The organism is Parabacteroides sp. PF5-6, from assembly GCF_029504695.1.
Lineage (GTDB): Bacteria > Bacteroidota > Bacteroidia > Bacteroidales > Tannerellaceae > QVMG01.
In genome coordinates this window covers 105,141-124,417 of record NZ_JAQFIN010000009.1, presented here as the reverse complement: position 1 = coordinate 124,417, position 19,277 = coordinate 105,141, and the positions used below count along the sequence as shown (strand labels likewise).

Genomic DNA, 19,277 nt, shown 5'->3' with positions numbered 1-19,277 from the left:
ATCAGAATTCACATTTAATATTAAAGCCTAAAGTCCGGGTGGTCGGCATGCCGTAGACCTCGATGCCCTGGTTGTCGTTGCCGGTCGAGAGCACCAGTTCGGGATCGAAAGGCGCCTTTTTGTAAAGGAAAAAGAGGTTGCGCCCAACGAAGGAAAGTTCGACGTCTTGGAATACCTTGGCCGCTTCGACCCACTTCCGGGGCAGGCTATAACCGAGCGAGAGCTCGCGCAGGCGGATATTGGTCGCGTCGTACATATAATATTCCGTGACACCGGCCCGGCCGCCCACGATGTTGCGGTAGAAGCCTTCCACGTTGTCGATGCGGTGTCCTTCCAGATCGACATAGCCGCGGTCGCGTGCCGCTGCCGTGGCTTTCGTTACCCCGTACATATCCATATCGGCAAAAGTCTGCGAGAGCACCTCACCCCCGAAGCGGCTATCGATCAGGAGCGACAGGCGAAGCTGTTTGTAATTGAGTTGGTTGCCCCAGCTCAGGTTGAACTTGGCATTCGCGTTGCCTACCTTGATCAGGTTGCCGTCGCCTTCGACCTGTGGCAGTCCCGCCTTTTCGCCTTCCGTTTCATACACGATCTGCCCGGCGGCATCGCGCACGAACGCTTTGCCGTAGATATCTCCGAAGGAGCCGCCTTCGCGCAGTTTCATGGCGTAGCTCGACGAGAATCCTTGCGGACCATACACAAAGACAGGCAGTTCTTCGTGCAGTTTAATGACTTTATTGCGGTTGGAAGAGAAGTTCCATTCCGTGCGCCAGCTCAGGTTATCCCGGATAATCGGGAAGGCCGACAGGTTTATTTCCCAACCTTTGTTCTGTATATCGCCGGCATTGACATAACGGTAGGCGTATTTGTCGCCCGACTTCGCCGCCAACTTGAAGAATTGATTGCGCGTATTGGTCTTATACCAGGTGATGCCCAGGTTGATGCGGTTGTCGAGGAACTTCCATTCGGTTCCCAATTCGACCGAGGTGGTCATCTCCGGCTTCATCTCTTCGAAAGGAGCGGCATCGACCGATTCGATCTCTCCCCCGGCGGAGACATGCGCCACCGGGTTGGTGATATAGAGCGGAATATCATTCCCTACCTTACTCCATACGCCCCGTATCTTGGAGAAAGAGATCCACTCGGGCAGATCGACCATCTTATGGATCACCCATGAGCCGCCGACAGACGGATAGAAGAAGCCGGACTTCTCGTGCGGGGTAAACGCCAGGGTCGACGACCAGTCGTTGCGTGCCGTCAGATCCATAAACAAGCTCTCCCGGTAGCCCAGCTGCGCCGTGCCGAAGACCGACTGCATCTGCCGGCGGGCATCGATCTGCTGGCTGATATAGGCCGAGCCGTTCATATTGATATTGGCGATATTGAAAACGTTGGGATACTTCAATGAGGCGGTCTTCGAGTCGTAGCGCAATGAGTTGACCGTCTTGTCGTTGATGCTCGCGCCAATGGCTCCGGATAGGCTGAAGTCGTTGAATTTCTTATTGAAGGTACCCAGGATATCGCCGTAGAACATCGTTTCTTCGTAGGTCATCTCCACATATCGCCCGTTCTCGCCGGAGAGGGCCGGAGCCGTAGAAGCATAGAACTGCTGGCGCACGCGGTCGTTGGAGTTGTCCATACTACCCCGCGCTTTGAGGCGAAACCAACTGTTTACGATCAACTCGGCAGCGACGGAAGCGGTGGCGCGGGTGCGCACGTCTTTGCTTTTGATGCGGTTCAATACCCAATAGGGGTTCTGTTCGAAGTCCTGAATATCGGAATGCCAGTTCTGCACACCGAGGTTACGCGTATCGTCCCATACCTCGAAGTGCTCCCGATATTCCGTCATATCCATGCCGCGCGGGAAGCGATAGAGCCCGACCAGGGGATTCATATAGAAACCGCCCACCGGGTTCCGGTTCTTCAGCTCCTGGCGGAACAGGGTCACGTTGCCGTCGAGCTTCAGGCGCTGGTCGAACAGGAAAGCGGTCTCGCGGAAGTTCAGGTTATGCTTGGCGATATTGTTATTGTCGGTAATGCCTTTGCCCGTGGTATTGGCGTAGGAGAAATAGGTCTGGTATCTTTCGTTTCCGGAGCTCACCGAGAGCGCGTTGATGGCCAACACGCCGGTCTCGAAGAAATCGCTCGCGTGATCATAGGCGGGCAGGTTGGCTTTTTCGCCCCAGCTGTAGATACCGTCGCTTGTTCCGTAGGAATTTTGAAATTCGGGCAAGGCAAAAGCCTGGTCGAAAGTCAGGTTGGAGGTAAAGGTGATCTTACGCTGATCGGACCGTCCGCTTTTGGTGGTGATCAGGATCACCCCGTTGGCGGCCTGGCTACCGTATAATGCAGCGGCAGGTGCCCCTTTCAATACACTGATGCTGGCGATATCCTCCGGGTTGAGGTTGGAGATCCCGTCTCCGCCGTCCCGGTTGCCGGCATCCGCCGTTCCGCCCACCGCCGTCGAGGCCTGCTCGTTGGAGGAATTGAGGATCGGTATACCGTCGACGACATATAAAGGCTGGTTGTTGCCGGCGACCGAACGGATCCCTCGCAGTACCACCCGCGACGAAGCACCCAAGCCGGAAGAGGTCTTGTTGACCTGCATGCCGGCGACCTTGCCCGCCAGCGAATTCATCAGGTTGGCGTCTTTCACCCGTGTCAGCTCATCGCCACCGACCTGCTTCAGCGAGTAGGTCAGTTCGGACTCGTTGCGGGCGATACCCAAGGCGGTAACCACCACATTCTCCAACGTCAAACCGTCTTCCGCCAGTTCGATGCGCAGATAGAGCTGATTGTTCACCGGTATTTCCTGTGTGGTAAAGCCCACATAGGAGACGACCAATATGGAATGGGACGGCGCGATCATCGAGAACGTCCCGTCGACATCCGTTACACTTCCGTTGGTGGTACCTTTCTCCACCACATTCGCCCCGGGCAAGGGTTCCCCTGCCTGGTCGACAACTGTTCCTGTGATCTTTAATTTCTCTTGCGTGGTCGAGGCAACAGAAAAATCTATCGGATTTGCCCCTTGTGCGTTAATTATAGGTGAAATAAGCAAGCATGAAATAAAGACGTATATATACCCTTTCATCTTCATCGCGAATAAGTCTTCAATATTTCCAGGTTATGAAAAAAACGGCCTGCAGCACGCCCCGTATTGATCAATTAACAGTTTTATTCGCCAAAATGTTTGTTCCGATCGGTTTTTTTATCTTTATTTTGGCTTCGTATCTGATTATTCTTTACTTTTGGGGTGATCGATCTGATGAGTAAGAGACCAATTTTTAATCTATTAATTAATTAATATCATGACAAACAGGAGAAATTTTCTGCGTAATGCATCGCTTCTTGCCGCCGGCGGGATCTTTGCAGGCAAAAGCAGCAGTGTGTCGGCAGCCATGCCGGGAATGAGTCAAAGTGCGGCACCTACATGCGGTGCGCCCAAAGTAATCGGTTTACAGATTTACTCCCTCGGGAGAGAATTACACCAGGATGTGCCCGGTGGATTGAAAAAGATTAAAGCCATGGGGTATACGACCCTCGAACTGGCCGGTTATAATGACGGGAAAATCGGGGCAACCCCGATGGCCGAGTTTAAGAAGATGTGTGATGATGCCGGTCTGTTGATCACCAGCACGCACGTAAACCCGCCCGAACGCGAATACTCTTCCAAGAACAAAGGCAAGATCATGGATTTCTGGAAAAAAGCAGCCGACGATCATGCGCAGATCGGTGTGAAATACCTGATCCAACCGGGACAACCCGCTTCGACCCGCAGCACGCAGGAGGTAGAATATGTCGGCGAAATCTTCAATGGCGCCGGTGAGATAGCGAAAGCTGCCGGCTTGCAATTCGGTTATCACAACCATGCCGGTGAGTTTGCCTGGGTACAACCGGGTGGCAAAGAAGCAAAACCCAATAGCCGCAGTTTCGGCAAAGACGCCAAAGGCTTGGAAGTGATCTACGACGGCATGCTCAAACATACCGATCCTTCGTTGGTATTCTTCGAACTCGATGTGTATTGGGCGGTGATGGGCCAGGCTGATCCGGTAGAGTATATGCGCAAGTATAACGACCGTATCCGCGTATTGCATATCAAAGATCGCGCGGTACTGGGCCAATCGGGTATGATGAACTTCGAGATGATCTTCAATACGGCATATTATGCCATCGGCAAATTCGACTATTTCGTGGAACTGGAAGGCGTACGCAATATGACCCAGTTCGAAGGCGTAAAAGGCTGTGCGGAATACTTGATGAAGGCGCCGTTTGTGAAATAAAAAAGGGGCTTAAGCCCCTTTTTTTATTTTACTTCCCAAATCTCCCCTTGCATCAGGTGCTCCTTGAGCGTCCGAACCGGGTTCTTGGCTTGTACCTGGGCGATTTGTTTCTCTACTTCTTCGTCGTAGGCGGGCGCTTCCACGTCGCGGATCACACCGATGGCGACAGGCATATCCCCGCCCATCATGCCCAGCATCATGTGCAGGGTGATGTCTTCCGTATGGGCATCGTGCACCAATACATCCTCCAGCGTATAACCGTCTTCACCGATCGTAACGGCTTTCAGTTTCAGTCCGTCCAATACGATCCCTTTGTTATTGTCCTTGCCGTAGAGCATCTTCTCGCCATGACGCAGCATAATGGTGCGTTCCGGGCGGTTTTCTTTATCGGTGATCTGTTTGTGAATGCCATCGTTGAAGATCACACAGTTCACCAATACTTCCACCACCGAAGCCCCTACGTGACGGGCGGCGGCTTCCATAATCTCTGTCGTATTCTTCAGATCGACGTCGATCGCGCGGGCAAAGAAGGTACCGCGGGCACCCATCGCCAATTCGGCGGGGATAAACGGCTCTTCAACGGTTCCGTACGGGGAACTTTTGCTTACAAATCCTTTGTCGGTCGTCGGTGAGTATTGTCCTTTGGTCAAGCCATAGATCTTGTTGTTGAACAAGGCGATGTTCAGGTTGACGTTCCGGCGGATAGCGTGGATAAAGTGATTACCTCCGATCGCCAAACAGTCGCCGTCGCCAGTCATTACCCATACACTCAGGTCGGGGCGGGCGGTCTTTACGCCGGTAGCGATTGCCGCGGCCCGTCCGTGGATGGTATGGAACCCATAGGAGTTCATATAATAAGGCAGGCGGGAAGAACAACCGATGCCCGAGATCACCGCGATGTCTTTCGGGTCGACGCCAATCTGCGCCATGGCTTTGTGGATGCAATTCAATACGGCATGGTCGCCACAACCCGGGCACCAGCGTACATGTTGATCACTCTTATAATCTTTAGGCTGATATTTTACTGTTTCTTCCATGACTTATGCCTCCAGTATTTTAGTGAATTCTTCAACCAGTCTGCTGACGATAAACGGTTGGCCTTTCACGCGGTTAAACTTATACGGATTGAATCCTGCGATCTTGCTACGGAGATAGTTGGCAAACTGTCCTTTGTTCTGTTCGGCCACCACTACCTTTTTGTATTTCTTCAATACCTCTTCCGTATTCCGGGGCAGGGGACTGATAAACTTGAAGTGCGCCAATGCCACTTTCTTACCTTGTTCCTGCATGGTCTCCATCGCTTCGTAGAGATGGCCGTAGGTACCGCCCCAGCCAACGATCAACAGGTCGGCATCCACGTCGCCGGCCACTTCGAGTTCCGGGATATAGTTGGCAATCTTATCGATCTTCGCCTGACGGGTCTCTACCATCTTCTGGTGGTTGATCGGATCGGTCGAGATCGCGCTGTTATCGTAGTCTTTCTCCAAGCCGCCGATCCGGTGCGCGTGATCCGGTGTACCCGGCACGGCCCAGTAGCGCACGAGGTTCTCGTGATTTCTGCGGTAAGGTTTCCAGGGACGTTCGCCGTCGTACTGATCGACATAAGGCGGTTTGATCTCCGGATACTTCTCGAGGTCGGGCAAACGCCAGGCTGATGATCCGTTGGCGATATAAGAATCGGTCAACAGGATAACCGGTGTCATGTGTTCCACTGCCAGTTTAGAAGCCCAGAAAGCAGCGTCGAAACAGTCGGTCGGTGTAGCGGCTGCCACAACAACGACAGGGCTTTCCCCATTACGTCCGTAGAGTGCCTGCATCAGGTCGGTCTGTTCGCTCTTGGTCGGTAGTCCGGTAGACGGTCCGCCCCGTTGCACATCGACAATCACCAGGGGGATCTCGGCGATCACCGCCAGTCCGATCGCTTCACTCTTCAGTGCCAGTCCGGGCCCTGAGGTGGAAGTAGCTGCCAAGGCACCGGCGAAGCTGGCCCCGATGGAGGTACAGATCCCGGCGATCTCGTCTTCAAACTGCAAGCCTTTCACGCCCAATTCCTTGCGCGCCGACAGTTCCTGCAGGATATCCGTTGCCGGAGTGATCGGATAGCTGCCCAGGAAGAGCTTTAACCCGGCTTTTTCCGCCGCGGCGATCAAGCCGTACGAGGTGGCTTTGTTTCCGTTGATATCCGTATAATATCCCGGTTCGCACTGCATACTTTCGATGCGGTAGGTCGATACCCGGGCGTGTATGTTGTTGCCGTAGTTGTAACCGTCGACCAACACCTTGATATTGGCCTTGGCGATCGTCGGTTTCTTGGCAAATTTATTCTCAAGCATGTGCATCGCGCCGTCCAAGGGACGTTCGAACAACCAGCAGACCAGTCCGAGCGCGAACATATTCTTACAGCGCAGGGCTGATTTGTTGTCCAGTCCGAATTCCGCCAGTCCGTCTTTCACCATCGAAGAGATCGGGGCGGCTACTACCTGAACGGTGGTTAGTCCCAGCTCCGCGAACGGGTCGTCGGTGGTAAACAACGCCTTATCCAGATCGTTCTTCTGGAAAGAATCGGTGTCGATGATCACAATAGAATCCGGTTTGAGGAACTTCACATTCACCTTCAATGCGGCCGGGTTCATGGCCACCAATACGTCGGCTTTATCTCCCGGTGTAAAGACTTTTCTCGATCCCAGATGAACCTGATAGCCGGATACTCCGCTCAATGAGCCTTGCGGAGCACGTATTTCCGCGGGGAAATCCGGGAAGGTGGAAATCTCATTCCCAAAAATCGCCGACAGGTTGGAGAAGATCGTTCCGGTTAACTGCATTCCGTCTCCCGAGTCTCCCGAGAAGCGGACGACAACTTTATCCAAAGTCGTCACTTTTGTTTGTTCTGTCATAATTTAGTTTTTGCTGATCGCACAATTACAATTAATAGTATTGGCGACAAAGTTAAAGAATAAACATTATAGTTTGTATGCAAAAGTCATTAAAATGCTGCCAGATAAATGTCTATATTGTTCGAGTGGGTGTTGAAGTGTGATCCGACATACGCGTTCACCGGTTTCCCGTAATACATATAAACGCCCAATTTGAATCCTTCATCCAGTTTGATCATCGGTTGTATGCCTCCCATCTCGCCCATCAGGGAAAGGATAGGCACAAAGATATTGCTCAATGCCATGGAGGTCGTACGGGCTACCTGGTTGCTGATGTTCTGTTTGCAGTAATGCAGTACGCCGTATTGCTCGAATACCGGCGGATCGGAAAGGCTGAGGTTCAGTGTCGTTTCGAAACATCCCCCCTGGTTGGCGCGCAGGTCGATCACCAGGGCGCCGCGTTTCATCGTCCGGATCAGATCTTCGGCAATGATATAACGCTTGCGGGTATTGATATAACGCATGGCTCCGATCACCACGTCGGCGGTCTGGAAAGCATTATGTAATACGTTGGGGTGAAAAGTCGAGGTGAACAGCCCTTGCCCCAGGGTTTGCTGGATCGCCCTGAGTTTATTGATATCATCGTCGAACACCTTGACCGAAGCGCCCAGTGCCAATGCCGCCCGTGCGGCGATCGTGCCGGCATTGCCGGCGCCTACGATGATCACTTCGGTCGGAGAGACCCCCGGGATACCGCCCAACAGGATCCCTTTCCCACCCTGGTTGTTGCTCAGCATCTCGGCGGCAATCGTAATGGCGGCGGTGCCTTCGATCTCGGAGATGGCACTTTGAACCGGCAGCCGTTGGCGGTTGTCCGCAATCAGTTCATACCCGACGGCGGTGATCTTCTTGGCCATCAGGCGCTCGAAAGCTTCGGGTTCGAAAAGGTTGAGCTGCACCATGGAGAAGAGGACCGACCGGTTGCGCATCAACGCCACCTCATCCGGTTGCGGTGGCAGTACCTTCAGGATATAATCCGCCTGATACACCTCTTCCGGTGTGTTTACAATCTCTGCGCCCGATTCCGAGTAATGGTTGTCGGAATAGTTGATACCCAATCCGGCATCTTTCTCCACCAGGACGCGGTGGCCGGCATCGGTCAGCATATCGACCGCTTCGGGAGTCAGGGCCAGACGGCGTTCACCTCCGATACGTTCGCGTGGGATCCCGATCAGTAAACGGTTGTTCGACTTACCGATCTCTTTCAATAATTCCTGTGGGTTGTAACTGCCCTGTGTCTGCTTTTCCAACATGGGTTTTGTGTGTTTAGATCAATTGCTTCAATTGAAGGGATATGGTATGTACGTCTGTTTCGGTCAGCATCACTTCGGCATGAAACACGATATCGGCCTGGTTGTAGAAACTTTCCCGTTTCTCCAGGTTCTCGGCGATGAACGCTTTCAGTTGCTCGCCGCTCTTGCCTTGCAGGATCGGACGGTTGTGTTTGCATACCTCCAATCTTTGAGCCAGTTCATCGACCGACACCTTCAGGTAGATCGTCAATCCGGACGCTTTCATGAAAGCCATATTATCGAAAAAACAAGGTGCTCCCCCTCCGGTCGAGATCACGACATCTTCGAAAGCGGCTACTTCCTGCAGCATCCGCTGTTCGATCCGTCGGAATTCCTCTTCCCCTTTCTCGGCGAAAAGGCGGCTGACCGTCTGGTGGTATCGGGCTTCGATATGACTGTCCAGATCAATAAAGGATAATCCGGTCAACTTGGCGAGTGTTTTGCCCACCGTCGTCTTTCCGGCACCCATATAACCAATCAGGAATATCCGTTTCATCTTGTTTCACCAATCATTTTCGCAAATGTAATTCTTTTTTGTTTACGCCCTTACAGCCGCCGGACCAGATTCGCTCACCCGGCCCTAAATATTTGCGAATCGCCGGGAGTATTTGTTTGTTGATAACCGTCAACACATTTGTTGACAATTGTCAACAGATCTGTTGATAACTATCAACAAATCTGTTGATAGTTATCAACAAATGAATGCTCCCGGCAATACATTCATTTACTGCCACTTATAAATCGCGGAAAAGCAGGGGTAAAAACGGGACATTTTCCCTATCTTTGTGTTATAGTTAAAGGTGCGTCGTCATTTGTTATTTATGCAGTGCAAACGGTTTATGAAGAAAACACTGATATTGATATTTTTACTCTCTATTAGCCTGACAGGGTATTCCATTTACTTTAAGCATATTGGGATGGGCGACGGTCTGTCGCAGATCTCCGTCATGTCGATCCATCAGGATCAATTGGGGCGGATGTGGTTCGGGACCCGCGAAGGAATCTCCATATACGACGGGGAGCGTATGACCGTCTATAAAGCCTGGGCGCGGGAAGACCAGAAAGACCGGGCCAACGCGTTGAACGGATTGGAATGCGACTGGATCACCGAGAATGCCCGCGGGGATATCTTTTTTCACACCAGCGGTTCGATGACCCGGTATGATATCCGGAACGAAACCTTTCATGTGATTCCATCCTCTTATATCCGCACGATTACTTCTTACAAAGGGGAGGTATGGTGCGCGGCCAACGACTCTATTTTTGCATACGACGCTACGGCCGATACCCTTTCTTTCCGCAAGGCCACCGGACTGCAGAATATCAGTTGCCTGCAGATCTCGGGCGAGAACATCTGGATCGGAACCACGACAGGGCTCTACCTGATGGAGGGGGAGAAAGCCCCGCGGCGGATTATTCCCCAATATGATATTTTCCGGATTTTCGAAAGCTCCTCCGGCGAGATATGGGTCGGCACACGTATGAACGGGCTCTACCGGATCTACAAAGACGGGCGGATCGATTATTATTCCGACCAGTCTGCCGGATCCAAACGTATCGGGAGCAACCAGATCCGGGAGTTTGTGGAAGACGGGATAGGGAATATCTGGTTCGGCACTTTCGAGGGCTTGCATTGCTACAACCCCTATACGGACGAGTTCACCGTCACCGAACAGGAATCTATTCCCGGCGGATTGAGCCACTCTTCCATCTTCTCCCTATATATCGACCGTCAGGGAACGATCTGGGCGGGAACCTATTACGGGGGTGTCAATTACTTCAATCCCGAGAGTGATATCTTTGCCCATTATACCGCCAATACGGAGCGCAACGATTGCCTGAATTACCCTTTCGTGGGGCGTATGGTGGAAGACAAAAACGGGAATATATGGATCTGTACCGAAGGGGGAGGCTTGAACCTATTGGATCGGAAAACACGGACCTTCCGTTATTTCGTTGCCGGCGAAAAAAACGCGATCTCTCACAACAACCTGAAAAGTATAGCCTACGACGAACAGCGGAACCGCCTGTATCTGGGAACCCATACCGGGGGGCTCTCCCGTTACGATATCGATAGCGGGAAGTTCTATAATTATTATTTCGAAGCCAAGCCCAAAGACCTGCCCAACCAGCCGACCAACATCATCAATCACCTGATGATCCATAAAGACAAGCTCTATGTGGCGGCACGAAACGGTCTGTTTGTCATGGATATGGATACGGATCAATTCACCTACCTGACGTCGACCTGCCGCTCGTTCACCTTCGATTCGAGAGGCTTTCTGTGGATGGCTTCCGTGGGGCAACTGGCGCGGATGAATCCCAACGATCCGGCGAATATCAAACGCTATTACCTGCGCGACCGTCAGATCCGTTTCGACGTCACAAAGATCATCGAATACCGCGGCACGATCTATTTCGGCACCTTGGGCGCCGGCTTATACCGCTACAACGAAAGAGACGACTCTTTTACGCCTTATACCGCTGCCGACGGGTACCTGTTGAGTAATTATTGTTACGATATCGCGATTACCAAACTGGGGAATCTATTGATCACCGGCGACAAAGGACTGACCTTTTTCCATCCCTATCAGGAACATTGCCGTTTCCTCAAGCTCAAGATGTCGCTGCCGATCTCTTCCATCACGGAAGGTTGCGGTACCCTCGTGTGCGAGAATAACGAGCTGTTCATCGGAGGATCCGACGGCTTGACCTCGTTCTGGGAAGACGACCTCGACAAAAAAGAGAAAGAGTACACGCTCTATTTCTCCAACCTGTATATGCATAACGAGAGGGTTTACCCGGGCGACCCGAACGGAGCGCTCAAAGAGGCGCTTCCCTATACGAAAGCCATCAACCTGACCTACAAACAGAACAACCTGATTGTCGAATTCAGCTCGACCAATTACGTGGCCATCCAGCGCGATAAGGAATACGAATACAAACTGGAAGGTTTTGATCCGGACTGGATCCCGACGGCGCAGACCAGCCTCTACTACACCAACCTGAATCCGGGCGACTACACCTTACTGGTCAGGGAAAGGGAATTACCGCCCAACTCACCCGGCCGGCAAGGCATATCCCTGGACATACACATTGCCCAGCCCTGGTATAATACCGTCTGGGCCTGGATGGCTTATATCCTCTCATCACTCGTGATCCTCTATTTTTTCATCCGGACCCGGAATGCGCGTCGCGAGTTGGCCTATTCGCTCGAGAAAGAAAAAGAAGCCAAAGAAAGGAATGAAGAACTCAACCAGGCGAAGCTGCGTTTCTTCACCAATATAAGTCATGAATTCCGGACACCGCTGACGCTGATCATCAGTCAGATCGAATTGCTTTTCCAAAGCAGTAACCTTTCCCCTTCGGTCTACAACAAGATCATCAAGATCAGCCGCAACGCAAACCGGATGCGGGCATTGATCACCGAACTCCTGGAGTTCCGGAAGTTTGAACAGAATTACGTCTCTCTCCGGGTATCCGAACAGAACCTGGCCTCTTTCCTGAAAGATATCATCCTCTCCTTTCACGAAATAGCCATCCAGCAATCCATCGCATTGGCGTTTCGGAGCGAACAGGAGAATCTCCCGCTCTGGTTCGACTCTTACCAGTTGCAGAAAGTATTCTACAACCTCTTATCCAATGCGTTTAAATACACCCGGGGCGGAGGCAGTATTGAGTTAACCATCGAAGAGGCCGAACAGATTGTGATCATCAAAGTAATAGATACCGGCATCGGGCTTTCACAGGAAGATGCCAAACTGGTTTTCGACCGCTTCTACCAGGCGGAGAACGGCGTGCAGACCTCCGCCTCCAACCCGGGTACGGGCATCGGATTGGCTTTGTGCAAGTCGATTGTCGAGATGCATCATGGGGAGATCACCGTGCAGAGCGAATTGGAATACGGTACGGTTTTCAAAGTCAGCCTGTTCAAAGGGAAAGAGCATTTCGAAGAAGACGAAAAGGTGACGATCCTCGACAAACCGGAAGAACCGGCCTTTCTCGAGAATTCGTTCTCCGAGATATTGACGGAAAAAGACTACCGGGAAATGGCCAAAGCCTTCCCGGAACAGGAAGAGGGTAAGCGCTATTCCATCCTGTTGGTGGAAGATAACGAAGAACTCTTGCAACTGCTGGAGAACCTATTCAAACCATTATATAATGTATGGGTGGCGCATAACGGCGAAGAAGGCTTGCGGATCGCCCAAGAGAAGCGACCGGATCTGATCGTGAGTGATGTGATGATGCCGGTGATGACCGGTACGGAGATGTGTATCCGCATCAAGAATAATATCGACCTGTCGCATATCCCCGTCGTATTGCTTACGGCATTGAACTCGGTCGATCAGCATGTCGAAGGATTGCAACAGGGGGCGGACGATTATATCGGGAAGCCGTTCCACGCCAAAGTGTTGCTGGTGCGTTGCAACAACCTGATCCGCAACCGGATCCGGCTGCAAAACAAGTTCAACAAACAAATCGATTTCGATGTCAACCTATTAGCGGCCAACCCGCTCGATCAGAAGTTCCTGGACCGGGTGACCGATATCATCGACCAGAACCTGGAGAACCCGGATTTCGATATCAACGCCTTGGCGCGTGAATTGGCGATCGGGCGCAGTTCGCTCTTTGCCAAGTTCAAAGCGTTGACAGGCATGACACCCAATGAGTTTATCCAGACCCACCGCCTGAAGAAAGCGGCGATCCTCCTGCGCGAACGTCCGGATATGCAGGTGGGCGAGATCTCCGATCAACTGGGATTCTCTTCCTCGGTCTATTTCAGCCGCTGCTTCAAGGCGCAGTTCGGGATGTCGCCGGCGCAGTTCCGCAAGTCGGCTCCTACGCCCGACTAACTCACATTGCTTACCCGGTATTGGGAAGGCGAAAGGCCTATGCCTTTTTTGAAGAACTTACCGAAGCTCGACTGATCGGAGAAGTTAAGCGAATAAGCAACCTCCTGCACCGTCACCTGAGGCTTGCGCAATTCGATCTTCGCTTCCGTGATCAGGGCGTCGCTGATCCAGTAGTTGGCAGGCTTGCCCGTCATCTCTTTCAATATGGAAGAAAGATACTGGGGCGTAATGCATAACTTATCGGCGTAGAAAGTGGTGGAATGCTCTACTTTGCAATTCCGGATGATCAGTTGGAAAAACCGGTTCACCAGATCCTCTTTGCGGGATAATACAGGGATCGATTTCGTGATTTTGTGTTGTTCCATCAGGTGGGCCGTCTCCAGGATATACGCGCATAATGTATTCTTAATGACTTCTTTATGGAACGCATGATTGCGCAATTCAATCTTTTCTTTTATCTCATTCAAACATTTATCCAGATAAATACTTTCTCCCGGCAGGAACGAGACAAACGGATTTTTGCGGAGTGTCATATAGTTGGACAAAGAGAGATACCCATTCATCGGGCTACATTCTTCAATAAAAGATTTCTGGATAACCAACAACCGGCCTGTAAAGTCCGGGCTGGTATGTACCACCTGCAAGGCATGGATAGGCAATACGATCAACATCGTTTCGGCGCCAATCTCATAAGGTGTATAATCCAGATTAACGAGGGCTCGTCCTTCCAGTCCACGTATGATTAACATCGCATCAGAAAAACGTATATCGCTTTCGAATATCCGTTTCTTCCCTTCCTGAAAAGGCATTTCTTTTAATTCACCAACGCCTATGACTCTTTTATATCCGGAGAAGGATTCAATCATCTCATTCAATCCCGTGAATCGGGTAATACTTCTTGCTTCCATACGCCTTATTCAATAGCTATTCGTTCAACCTATTAAAACTATAAAACCTGAAACAAAAGTGATATTTCTAAAAAGAACAGCCAAACTTATTTGATAACTGGCCATCCTGATTTGACGAAAGGGAAATTCCGGTGATTTTAACCTCAAATGGCGGTTTCCTGACCAATTATTCTTACTTTTATGGCTACAAAAACAGGTAGTTGGTCGTGACTACCAACTACGAACTACTGATGTTATGAGAATAATTGTTACCGGTGACATACATATAGGAAAACGATCTTCGGCGATCGAAGGGGATGCCCTTTTCCTTTCAACCAAATATACGTGGGAACAGATCGTTGATTATGCCCTAAACAATGCGGTCGACCTGGTTGTCCTTACCGGGGACATCGTCGACCGGGAGAATCGTTTCTTCGAAGCCGTCTCGCCCCTGCGAAAAGGCTTGCAACGATTGGCCGACCATCATGTCGTTGTGGCAATGGTGGCGGGCAATCACGATTACGATGTATTGCCCGAGATCGTGAAGACAGTCGACCGGAGCCATATCTTCCTTTTGGGAACAAAAGGAGATTGGGAAGAACAGGTCGTGACCATAGGAGACCGGAAGATCCGACTGATCGGCTGGTCGTTTACCCACCCGGACCAAACGGAAGATCCACTGAAGACATTCCCCGCCGAGAAGATCCGGCAGGAAGAATTATTCACTCTGGGCATTCTCCATGGCGACACACAAGGGCAGGCTTCCCGCTATGCGCCGATCAATAGTGCTGTATTAAAAGAAACGCAAGGGGTCGATGCCTGGCTGTTGGGACATATCCATAAACCCGAAGTGATATCTGCGGCTCATCCTTTGATTCTCTACCCCGGCTCACCCCATGCGTTGAGCCCGAAAGAGACGGGCATACACGGTCCTTACCTGTTGGAATGGAAAGACGGAGAATGGCAAATACAACAGCTCTCTTTCTCCCCCGTACGCTATGAATCCCTATCGATCGATATCTCCGACGTCACCCATAAAGAGCACTTCCGCCAGAAGACATTCCGGGAACTGGATCAATTTGCCCAAGAGCTGAAAGATACCGAGCGATTGGAATACCTGGTGTACGACGTTGAACTCCGCGGCGAGTCCAATTACCTTCGGGAGTTCCATCAATGGGGAGCCGATGAGATACAAATGTATGGAGGTAGCCAACCCTTCCAAACGAAGATCCGCAAGGTGAGTCTGCAGATCAATCCAATCATTCAGATCGAATCATTCTATGACGATCCGTCGTATATGGGCGTATTGGCGCGCGCGATCCGGGCATTGGAGAGTGGAGAAGAAGACAATCATTTTGTGAATGAGTTGAAGAAAGAATGGGACGAGCGCTTCGAAGCCCTGTGGCACTCCACTATCTATCAGCCCCTGTCTGCCCCGGTCGATCAGGAGGAGAAGATGCGAACAACTTTATTGAAAGAGTGTAAACGCCTGTTCACTGAATTATACAACCTGCGGATTTATGAAAGTTAAGAGATTAGAGATCCGGAAGATGCCCGGCTTCCCCCACGGGCTGAAGACAGAATTATACCAGGATCTGGCCGATCAGATCAATATCATTGCCGGCGCGAACGGGACAGGGAAAAGTTCGACGGCACGGGTCATCCAGCGCCTGATCTGGTGGGACCCGAAAGCCCGATTGAACGCCACGGCTGAACTGCTGATCGCCAACCGCCCGCATCAGATCCGGATCCAATCGCCCGACTACCGGCATATCGATCCGCAGGGGAATACCGGCAGTAATGATTTCAAAACATTTGTTTCCGAGAACTTCGACAAACAGTATATCCTTGCCTTGCACGACCTGGTCAAAGGCGACGACAACGAATTGGCCAAAGACCTGATCAAAGAGATCAACGGCGGGTTCGACCTCGATGGCGCCGCAGCTAACCTGGGGTATAACGAACGTACATACAGTGCAAACCAGAAGAAATACGTAGACTATAACACTGCCAATCAAATGCTTTCCTCTACACGCAAAAAACAGGAGGCACTCAAGATAGAACAGCGACAACTGGAAAAGCTAAATGCCGATCTCGAAAAGGCGGGCGAAGCACGCACATTGCAGGCGTATTATACGAAAGTTACCGAATGGCTGAAGCTCAAGGAGAAATCTAAAGAGCAAAAAGCCCATTTATATAGCTTTCCGAAGAAGTTGGAACAGTTACAACCCGGCGATTGGCCGCATATCCAGAAGCTGGAAGAGAAGATCAACACCTACAACAAAGAAATCGACCTACTCGAACCCCAAAAGAAAGAGGCGGAAGCCGAACTGGAGAAGATCACCCTCCTGCAACCCAAAGAAGAAGAAGCCGTGATCAAAAGGATACAAAGCTACCGCGACGGGCTGGAGGAGAAGAAACGAAAGGCGGATGACCTGCAAATAGAAATAGTCCGGAAAGAAAAGGCGCGAACGCATGCGGCGGCTGTAGTTGGACTGACAGACGATCAGGCCACCGGCAATCTTCGCCTGGAAGAGATAAACGAGATCGATCTTTTTGTCCGTCAGGCCAACCAGGCGGAAGCAATCTGGAGAGAGCTGACCGATCAAAAAGAGAGACTGGAAGATGAGTTGAAGGAAAAAGAGAGCCCATACGCTTCCCTCCCCCCGGATACGGATACCTTATATAAAGGTATTGCCGAACTCTCCAAATGGCTAAAGGCAGAGAGCAGTAGCACCACCACACATACCAAACAATGGATCGGATGGCTGGCGGCAGTTGGTGGTATCACCTCACTGGCGGTACTCTTCTGGGACTGGGTAGGCCTGTTGCCGGGCATTATCCTCTTACTGATCTGGCAAATCTACAATCAGCAAAATCTGAAGAAAGAGAAGAATATCTTATTGTCGACGGCGATTTCCGCTTATAACCAACTGGGATTAGAGCCGTTATCGGCATGGGAGAGCAAACAGGTGGCCGAACGTTTGCAAGGATTGATCACACAAGTCCAGGATGTGAATCGCCTCAACGCCTTGAAAAGCCAACACAAAGAACTGACACGAAAACAAGAACGGATAAAGAATGAAATAGCCGATAAACAAGAGAGATACAAAGAGCTGATGCAGAGATTTTGCTTGTCGACTGAAAGCCTGCGTTGGCAGGAAGAAAGCTATAACACCCTCTACTATTTCATGCAGAAGTTGGGGGAATGGCAAAAAGCGGATGCGGAGCTGCAATCCGGGAAACGGGCGTTGGAAGAGATCCGGAGCCAATACGATGCCCTATTGCACACCGGAAACGAAGCCTTCCGCCTGTTGGGCGTGCAACCGGTGCATACGTTCGAGGACTTTAAGGCACAAAGTATGTTTACCGCTGAGCAGATCAATCGGCGGAAAGAATTCGGAAACCAGATCAAACATACCCAAGAGAAGATCGACCAATACCGGGAACTCCGGAAAGAAAGTGAAAGTGAATTGCAAACCATCTACGAGCGATTGGGTACCACAGAGAAAGAGGAGATTCGCCTGCTCACCGGAGAACTCGAGGCTTACGAAAAAGCGAAGAAGGCGTATGCCGAGACAGACACTATCTTACGCGAGAAGCAACAGGAAGTTTCTAAATTTGATATAAAAGGCGGTAAAAACCCGGACGAATTCACTCTCGAAGAAGCTACTGCCCTTCAAAAACAATACAAAAGTGAAGCCGAACAATACGATGTCCTGCTTCAACAGATCACCTCTATCCAAACCCATGTCGACAATGCCGAAAAAGGCAATAGCCTCGAAGAGGCCATCGTTCAAAAGGAAAAAGCATTGAAAGAATTGGAGGAGGTGTTCGAATCCAACCTGCAATCCATTAGCGGAGCGCTGATTGTCAATCAACTGAAACAGGAGATCTCACTCAACAACGAGAACAAAGTGTTCTGCGAAGCCAACCGTATCCTGGGAGAGATCACCCGGGAACAGTATGCCTTAACCCTGAATTACGGCAAAGAGGCGGGCTTCAAAGCAAAAGACCTGGTAAGGGATACGATCCTGGACCTGGAGCAACTGTCGACCGGTACGCGCGTACAATTATTATTGGCCATCCGCCTGGCGTATATCCAGTCGCTGGAGAAGCAAATCAAACTGCCGATCCTGGCCGATGAATTATTGGCCAATAGCGACGATCAACGCTCCGAAGCGATTATCCGTTCCCTGATCGCGATCAGCAAAGAACGGCAGGTGTTCTATTTCACCGCCCAGATGGATGAGGTAAATAAATGGAACCATTTCCTGCAACAAGAACCGGAACAGGCATACAAGATCATTCTATTGGATGAGGAGTCGCGGCAGAGAGGCGTACACCGGCCGCAGGTCAGCCCCCGCCTGTGGAACGAGCAAGTGCCCGAGCCGGGTAAGCTGTCGCATGCCGGGTATAAGGAATTGTTGGCATTCCAGCCTTTCAACCTATCCGAAAGCCAGGAAACGGAGCTCCACCTGTGGTACCTCTTCGATAACCCGGCACAGCTCTACCCCTTCCTGCAACGGGGCATCAGCCGTTGGGGACAGCTCAGGCAGCTCCGGGAAAAAGGAGATAGCTGCAACCTGACCGACGAAGCATGGCAAAAGATCGAACAAAAGATCCAGCTCTTGCAGTTCTATTGCGAACGCTATCGCATCGGTCGCCCATCGATGATCGACCAGACCGTGCTCGAAGCGTCGGGAGCGATCTCCAAGACGTATATGCCGGTGGTAGCCGAAGCGCTCGAAGCTCATGGGGGCAACCCCTTGGCCTTGCTTGAGGTATTGGAGAAAGATATCCCGGGCTTTCGGACAAAGAAGATTGACGACTTACGCGAATACCTCATCGCCCACAAATACTACGACGGCAAAGAGCAACTCAAAAAAGAAGAGATCGAGATCGATTTGCACGTTCGGGCCTCCTCCCTGGGAATGGACCTGCAGGCTGCGGACCAATTTATCAAACAACTTCTTTAGAACTCCCGTTAAATTTATTATTTTTGCAAGGTATCGTTTGATAAAGAAAG

General features: G+C 51.1%; 10 protein-coding genes. 4 read left to right on the top strand and 6 right to left on the bottom strand.

What is annotated here, in order from left to right; all coding sequences use genetic code 11:
- Window position 1 precedes the first annotated feature (1 nt).
- The gene (locus M2133_RS11555) at window positions 2-3,094 is read right to left on the bottom strand and encodes a SusC/RagA family TonB-linked outer membrane protein (protein WP_277466291.1); all 3,093 of its coding nucleotides are present in this window, start codon (window positions 3,092-3,094) and stop codon (window positions 2-4) included.
- A gap of 217 nt (window positions 3,095-3,311) precedes the next feature.
- Between M2133_RS11555 and M2133_RS11550 the strand changes: the two genes are divergently transcribed.
- Window positions 3,312-4,283, top strand: coding sequence for a sugar phosphate isomerase/epimerase (locus tag M2133_RS11550; RefSeq protein ID WP_277466290.1), 972 nt, complete (start codon window positions 3,312-3,314; stop codon window positions 4,281-4,283).
- 23 nt (window positions 4,284-4,306) lie between these two features.
- Here M2133_RS11550 and M2133_RS11545 read toward each other — a convergent pair whose 3' ends face one another.
- The 4 genes from M2133_RS11545 to M2133_RS11530 form a co-directional block, all read right to left on the bottom strand.
- The gene (locus tag M2133_RS11545) at window positions 4,307-5,320 is read right to left on the bottom strand and encodes a 2-oxoacid:ferredoxin oxidoreductase subunit beta (protein ID WP_277466289.1); all 1,014 of its coding nucleotides are present in this window, start codon (window positions 5,318-5,320) and stop codon (window positions 4,307-4,309) included.
- 3 nt (window positions 5,321-5,323) lie between these two features.
- Window positions 5,324-7,177: a 2-oxoacid:acceptor oxidoreductase subunit alpha gene (locus tag M2133_RS11540; protein ID WP_277466288.1), complete on the bottom strand. Its 1,854-nt coding sequence runs from the start codon at window positions 7,175-7,177 to the stop codon at window positions 5,324-5,326.
- An 89-nt stretch (window positions 7,178-7,266) separates the two neighbouring features.
- The gene (locus M2133_RS11535; RefSeq protein WP_277466287.1) at window positions 7,267-8,469 is read right to left on the bottom strand and encodes an alanine dehydrogenase; all 1,203 of its coding nucleotides are present in this window, start codon (window positions 8,467-8,469) and stop codon (window positions 7,267-7,269) included.
- Between the two features lie 13 nt (window positions 8,470-8,482).
- The gene (locus tag M2133_RS11530; RefSeq protein ID WP_277466286.1) at window positions 8,483-9,004 is read right to left on the bottom strand and encodes a shikimate kinase; all 522 of its coding nucleotides are present in this window, start codon (window positions 9,002-9,004) and stop codon (window positions 8,483-8,485) included.
- 343 nt (window positions 9,005-9,347) lie between these two features.
- On the opposite strand from M2133_RS11530, the gene M2133_RS11525 reads away from it, so the two are divergent.
- The gene (locus tag M2133_RS11525; RefSeq protein ID WP_277466285.1) at window positions 9,348-13,361 is read left to right on the top strand and encodes a hybrid sensor histidine kinase/response regulator transcription factor; all 4,014 of its coding nucleotides are present in this window, start codon (window positions 9,348-9,350) and stop codon (window positions 13,359-13,361) included.
- Here M2133_RS11525 and M2133_RS11520 read toward each other — a convergent pair.
- Window positions 13,358-14,269 carry a helix-turn-helix transcriptional regulator gene (locus tag M2133_RS11520; protein ID WP_277466284.1) on the bottom strand — a complete coding sequence of 304 codons (912 nt, stop codon included), beginning with the start codon at window positions 14,267-14,269 and terminating at the stop codon, window positions 13,358-13,360. The genes M2133_RS11525 and M2133_RS11520 overlap by 4 nt on opposite strands.
- Window positions 14,270-14,504: 235 nt before the next feature.
- Between M2133_RS11520 and M2133_RS11515 the strand changes: the two genes are divergently transcribed.
- Both M2133_RS11515 and M2133_RS11510 read left to right on the top strand, forming a co-directional pair.
- Complete coding sequence (locus tag M2133_RS11515; RefSeq protein WP_277466283.1) at window positions 14,505-15,779, top strand: DNA repair exonuclease; 1,275 nt, start codon at window positions 14,505-14,507, stop codon at window positions 15,777-15,779.
- Window positions 15,769-19,227, top strand: coding sequence for a hypothetical protein (locus M2133_RS11510; RefSeq protein WP_277466282.1), 3,459 nt, complete (start codon window positions 15,769-15,771; stop codon window positions 19,225-19,227). Before M2133_RS11515 ends, M2133_RS11510 begins: the two co-directional genes overlap by 11 nt.
- Window positions 19,228-19,277: the final 50 nt, after the last annotated feature.

Coding starts and splice junctions, on each gene's coding strand:
- M2133_RS11555 (WP_277466291.1), bottom strand. CDS start 3,094: ATGAAAGGGTATATATACGTCTTTATTTCATGCTTGCTTATTTCACCT.
- M2133_RS11550 (WP_277466290.1), top strand. CDS start 3,312: ATGACAAACAGGAGAAATTTTCTGCGTAATGCATCGCTTCTTGCCGCC.
- M2133_RS11545 (WP_277466289.1), bottom strand. CDS start 5,320: ATGGAAGAAACAGTAAAATATCAGCCTAAAGATTATAAGAGTGATCAA.
- M2133_RS11540 (WP_277466288.1), bottom strand. CDS start 7,177: ATGACAGAACAAACAAAAGTGACGACTTTGGATAAAGTTGTCGTCCGC.
- M2133_RS11535 (WP_277466287.1), bottom strand. CDS start 8,469: ATGTTGGAAAAGCAGACACAGGGCAGTTACAACCCACAGGAATTATTG.
- M2133_RS11530 (WP_277466286.1), bottom strand. CDS start 9,004: ATGAAACGGATATTCCTGATTGGTTATATGGGTGCCGGAAAGACGACG.
- M2133_RS11525 (WP_277466285.1), top strand. CDS start 9,348: ATGAAGAAAACACTGATATTGATATTTTTACTCTCTATTAGCCTGACA.
- M2133_RS11520 (WP_277466284.1), bottom strand. CDS start 14,269: ATGGAAGCAAGAAGTATTACCCGATTCACGGGATTGAATGAGATGATT.
- M2133_RS11515 (WP_277466283.1), top strand. CDS start 14,505: ATGAGAATAATTGTTACCGGTGACATACATATAGGAAAACGATCTTCG.
- M2133_RS11510 (WP_277466282.1), top strand. CDS start 15,769: ATGAAAGTTAAGAGATTAGAGATCCGGAAGATGCCCGGCTTCCCCCAC.